The organism is Streptomyces yangpuensis (genome assembly GCF_001005295.1).
GTDB lineage: Bacteria > Actinomycetota > Actinomycetes > Streptomycetales > Streptomycetaceae > Streptomyces > Streptomyces yangpuensis.
Window position 1 is genome coordinate 1 of sequence record NZ_LBMK01000001.1, and the last position, 4,354, is coordinate 4,354.

At 73.5% G+C, this 4,354-nt stretch carries 4 protein-coding genes; all 4 read right to left on the bottom strand.

Annotation, left to right across the window (positions count from 1 at the left end; genetic code table 11):
- Positions 1–135 precede the first annotated feature (135 nt).
- Genes AAT21_RS00005 through AAT21_RS00020 form a run of 4 tightly spaced genes read right to left on the bottom strand, consistent with a single transcriptional unit; the run spans position 136 to position 4,274 of the window.
- Entirely contained in the window at positions 136–732 is a 597-nt protein-coding gene (locus AAT21_RS00005) for a Uma2 family endonuclease (protein ID WP_052757598.1), read from the bottom strand.
- A gap of 49 nt (positions 733–781) precedes the next feature.
- Complete coding sequence (locus tag AAT21_RS00010) at positions 782–2,092, bottom strand: DUF58 domain-containing protein (protein ID WP_046774690.1); 1,311 nt, start codon at positions 2,090–2,092, stop codon at positions 782–784.
- A complete protein-coding gene (locus AAT21_RS00015; RefSeq protein ID WP_046774691.1) occupies positions 2,092–3,090 on the bottom strand; it encodes an AAA family ATPase in 999 nt (332 codons plus the stop codon). The genes AAT21_RS00010 and AAT21_RS00015 overlap by 1 nt, the downstream gene beginning before the upstream one ends.
- Positions 3,087–4,274, bottom strand: a complete 1,188-nt coding sequence (locus AAT21_RS00020) for a DUF4350 domain-containing protein (RefSeq protein WP_046775459.1) — start codon at positions 4,272–4,274, stop codon at positions 3,087–3,089. The genes AAT21_RS00015 and AAT21_RS00020 overlap by 4 nt, the downstream gene beginning before the upstream one ends.
- Between the last annotated feature and the right edge of the window lie 80 nt (positions 4,275–4,354).

The following is a 4,354-nucleotide window of genomic DNA, read 5'->3' on the forward strand; positions in this document are numbered from 1 at the left end:
TGTGGGAGAGTAGGACGCCGCCGAACAATCATTGTGGGAAAGCCCCGCACCGTCATGGTGCGGGGCTTTTCTGCGTTCACGGGGCTTTTCTGCGTTCACGGGGCTTGTCGGCTGGTTCGGAGCCGGGGGTCCGTATCACCAGTCGGCGGGATAGCTTTTCAGGCTGCTCGTGTCGAGCGTCCAGCGGCCGGCCGTGACGCTGTCGCCGAAGGCGTAGGGGAACGACTTGCGGAAGCGGATGCCGTCCGGCCCCGCTGAGGGGTCGCTGTGCACGGTGACGGTCTTCTTGTCCTTGCGGGGATCCACGACGACGTACAGCGGGACTCCCATTCTGGGGTAGTCGTACAGCTTGTCGCGGATGTCGGTGAGTGAGTTCGTCCGTGAGCCGACCTCCACCACCATCAGGACGTCACGCGAGTTGACGGCCTTCGCCGTGTCGTCGGTGTCCTCCTCCGCGACGACCATGAGATCGGGAACCTTGGTGAGGCCGGTGTGCGCGTCGCCCATGTTCGTGTCGTTCAAGGCCATGACTTCTGGCGTCTGAGCCTCGATCTGGCGGCGCAGGCGCACCACGTTGAGTCCGTGGGGAGCCGTGGGGCTCATCATCGTGAGGAAGATCCGACCGTCGGTGGTCTGCACCTTCCACTGGTCTTCGTGGTGCTCGGCCAGCTCCGCGAGCTGTTCCGCGAAGTCGTGCATGCGGCGCATCTGCTCGGGGGTGAAGTCAGCCATGTGTCCTCCTGGTGGGGCGCCCTGCCAGGGTATCCATTCGGACAGCCCCTCAGAGGCGGCCCGCAGCCTTGAGGGAGAGGTAGGCGTCGGCCAGGGTGGGGGCCAGGGTGTCGGGGGTGGCATCGACGACGTGGACGCCGTGGCGGCTGAGCTGGTCGGCCGTGCGGCGGCGCTGGGCCTGGGTCTGGGTGGCGGCCGCGGCCTCGTAGACCGCGTCCACGTCGCCCCGGGAGCCGGCCATCGCCGCGACGTGCGGGTCGGCCACCGAGGCCAGCAGAACCGTGTGGCGCTTCGTGAGGCGCGGGAGGAGCGGGAGCAGGCCCTCTTCGACGGGGGCGGCGTCCAGGCTCGTCAGGAGGACTACCAGGGACCTGCGCGGGGCATTGCGGAGGATGGTGGACACCAGCGTGCGGGAGTCGGTCTCGACCAGTTCCGGTTCGAGGGTGGCCATCGCGTTCACGAATGACGGGAGGACGTCGGCCGCCGCGCGGCCCTGGACCTGGGCGCGGGGGCGGCGGTCGTGGGCCAGGAGGTCCACGCGGTCGCCGGCGCGGGTGGCCAGGGCGGCGAGGAGCAGGGCCGCGTCCATCGCCGAGTCCAGGCGGGGAGCGTCACCGACACGGCCCGCCGAGGTACGGCCGGTGTCCAGGCAGATCAGGATGTGCCGGTCGCGTTCGGGACGCCAGGTGCGGACGGCCACCTTGGGGCGGCGGGCCGTGGCACGCCAGTCGATGGAACGGGTGTCGTCGCCGGGAATGTAGTCGCGCAGGCTGTCGAACTCCGTGCCCTCGCCGCGGGTCAGCAGGCTGGTGCGGCCGTCCAGTTCGCGCAGGCGGGCCAGCCGGGACGGGAGGTGCCTGCGGCTCGTGAACGGGGGCAGGACCCGGACCGCCCAGGGGACCACCTGGGAGCCCTGGCGGGCCCACAGGCCCAGCGGGCCGTACGAGCGGATCGTGACACGGTCGGCGTGACGGTCGCCGCGGCGGGTGGGAAGCAGGCGGGTCGTCAGGCGGCGGCGTTCACCGGCGGGGACGACCAGCTCGTGACGGGAGGCCGCCGCCTCCGTGCCCGGGGTCCAGCTGCTCGGGGGCCAGGCGTCACGGACGCGGGCCCGGAGGGTGCGGCCGCCCGGGTTGGTGAGGGTGAGGTGGACGTTCGCGGGCTCGCCGAGGCGGACGGAGGTGTCTCCGGAGCGCCCCAGCACGAGGCTGCGTACGGGCGCGGCCAGGGCGTAGTCGATCGCGCAGGCCAGCGCGATCGGGCTGTTGACCGCGAGCATGCCCGCCCAGCTCGGCTCCAGGACGCCGACCGGGATGCTGCCGAGGGCCGCCAGCAGAGCGGCGCGTCCGGTGAGGGCCATCAGCGCGGGACGGGGACGTGGGAGAGGATCGCCGTGATGACGGCGTCGGCCGTGACGCCCTCCATCTCCGCCTCCGGACGCAGCTGGACCCGGTGGCGCAAGGTCGGCAGCGAGAGGGCCTTGACGTCGTCGGGGGTGACGTAGTCGCGGCCGGTGAGCCAGGCCCAGGCACGGGCGGTGGCCAGCAGGGCGGTCGCGCCGCGCGGGGAGACGCCGAGGACCAGCGACGGCGATTCGCGGGTGGCGCGGCAGATGTCGACGACGTAGCCGGCGATCTCGGGGGAGACGGAGACCCGGGAGACGGCCTCGCGGGCCGCTTCGAGCTGGGCCGGGCCGGCCACCGGGCGGATGCCGGCGGCCTTCAGGTCACGCGGATCGAAACCGGCGGCGTGCCGGCTCAGGACACCGATCTCGTCCTCGCGGGAGGGGAGGGGCACGGTGAGCTTGAGCAGGAAGCGGTCCAGCTGGGCTTCGGGGAGGGGGTACGTGCCCTCGTACTCGACCGGGTTCATGGTCGCGGCGACGAGGAACGGCTCCGGGAGCTTGCGGGGGGTGCCGTCGACGGTGACCTGGCGCTCCTCCATCGCTTCGAGGAGGGAGGACTGGGTCTTGGGGGGCGTCCGGTTGATCTCGTCCGCGAGGAGGAGGTTGGTGAAGACCGGGCCGTCCTGGAAGGAGAACTCTGCGGTGCGGGCGTCGTAGACGAGCGAGCCGGTGACGTCGCTGGGCATCAGGTCGGGGGTGAACTGGACACGCTTGGTGTCGAGTTCCAGGGACGCGGCCAGGGCCCGTACGAGGAGGGTCTTGGCGACGCCGGGGACGCCTTCGAGGAGGACGTGGCCGCGGCACAGCAGGGCGACGACGAGACCGGTGACGGCGGAGTCCTGGCCGACCACGGCCTTGCCGATTTCCGTGCGGAGCGCTTCGAGGGAAGCGCGGGCGCTGTCCGCGGTCGCGGCCGTGGTCGCGGCCGTGGACTCGGTGGCCGGGTACGTCATGACGTGCGGACCTCTCTTTCGAGGGCGTCGAGGTGGTCGGCGAGCGCGACGAGCGCCGCGTCGTCGGAAGGGGCGGTGCCGAAGAGGAGGGCGGTCACGTCCCGGGGCTCGCCGGTCAGGCGGGCGGAGACGGCCGGGACGAGGGCGGCCGGATCGTGGGTCTGGGCGGGCGGTACGCCGACCAGCGCGGCCAGGCGTTCGCGGGTGGCGGCGCGCAGCACGGTCGAGGCGCGGTCGCGGGCCCCGGCCTTGCGGTAGAGGCGGGCGCGGCCCTCGGTGGTCTCCGAGGCGCGGATGGCGACGGGCAGCTTCTCGGTGACGAGGGGGCCCAGTCGGCGGGCGCGCCACAGGGCGGCGAGGACGGCGGCGACGAAGAGCTGGAGCAGGGCCCAGGACCAGCCGGCCGGGACCAGTTCGAAGAGGCTCTTGTCCGCCTCGCCGGAGCCGGCGGACGGGTCGGAGTCCGCGAGGGACGGCATGTACCAGACGAGGTCCGGGCGGGAGCCGAGGAGCTGGAGGGCGAGGGAGGCGTTGCCCTCCTCGGCGAGGCTCTCGTTGAGGAGGATCGTCTCGGAGCCGAGGAGGACGGTGTCGCCGCCGGTGGTGCTGGTGGGGAGGACGAGGAGGGTGGGGCGGCCGCTGCTGGGGTAGCAGGCGGTGACTCCGGGACCGGTTCCGGTTTCGGCTTCGGTTCCGGGGAGGGCGGTGGTGTAGCGGAGGTTGCCGCCGGTGGCGGCGCGGCCGGCCGAGGTGGCGGCGGGCAGGTCGCAGCGGGGGGCGAGGACGTCGTCGGGGGCGTCGCCGGCGGTGCGGACCCCGGGGGACAGCTCGGAAAGGCTGTGGTCGCCGGGGGCGAGGAGGACGGTGCGGCCGCCGGAGAGGTCGATGGCCGAGCGGATGACGCTGCGCTGGGTGGCGCCGAGGCGGTCCGGGTCGGTGACGAGGAGGGTGGTGCGGGGGCCGGTCGCGGCGGCGGCCTCGCGGGCGGTGGTGACGACGCGGGTCGTGACGCCGCGGTCCTTGAGGAGCTCGGCGACGGCGCGGCTGCCGGAGGGGTCGGCGGAGCGGGGGTCGAGGTGGCCGTGGCGCGTGCCGGAGTTCAGGGCGGCGAGGATGACGGCGCCGGTGGCGAGGACGGCCAGGACGGCGGCGGTACGGCGGACCCTGCGGGCGGCTCGGCGGATCGGGGTGGCTCGGCCCGTGCCGGGTCCCGTGCCGGGGCCCGGGCCGGGGGCTTGGCCCGGTGCGGGGGCTTCGGCTGGGG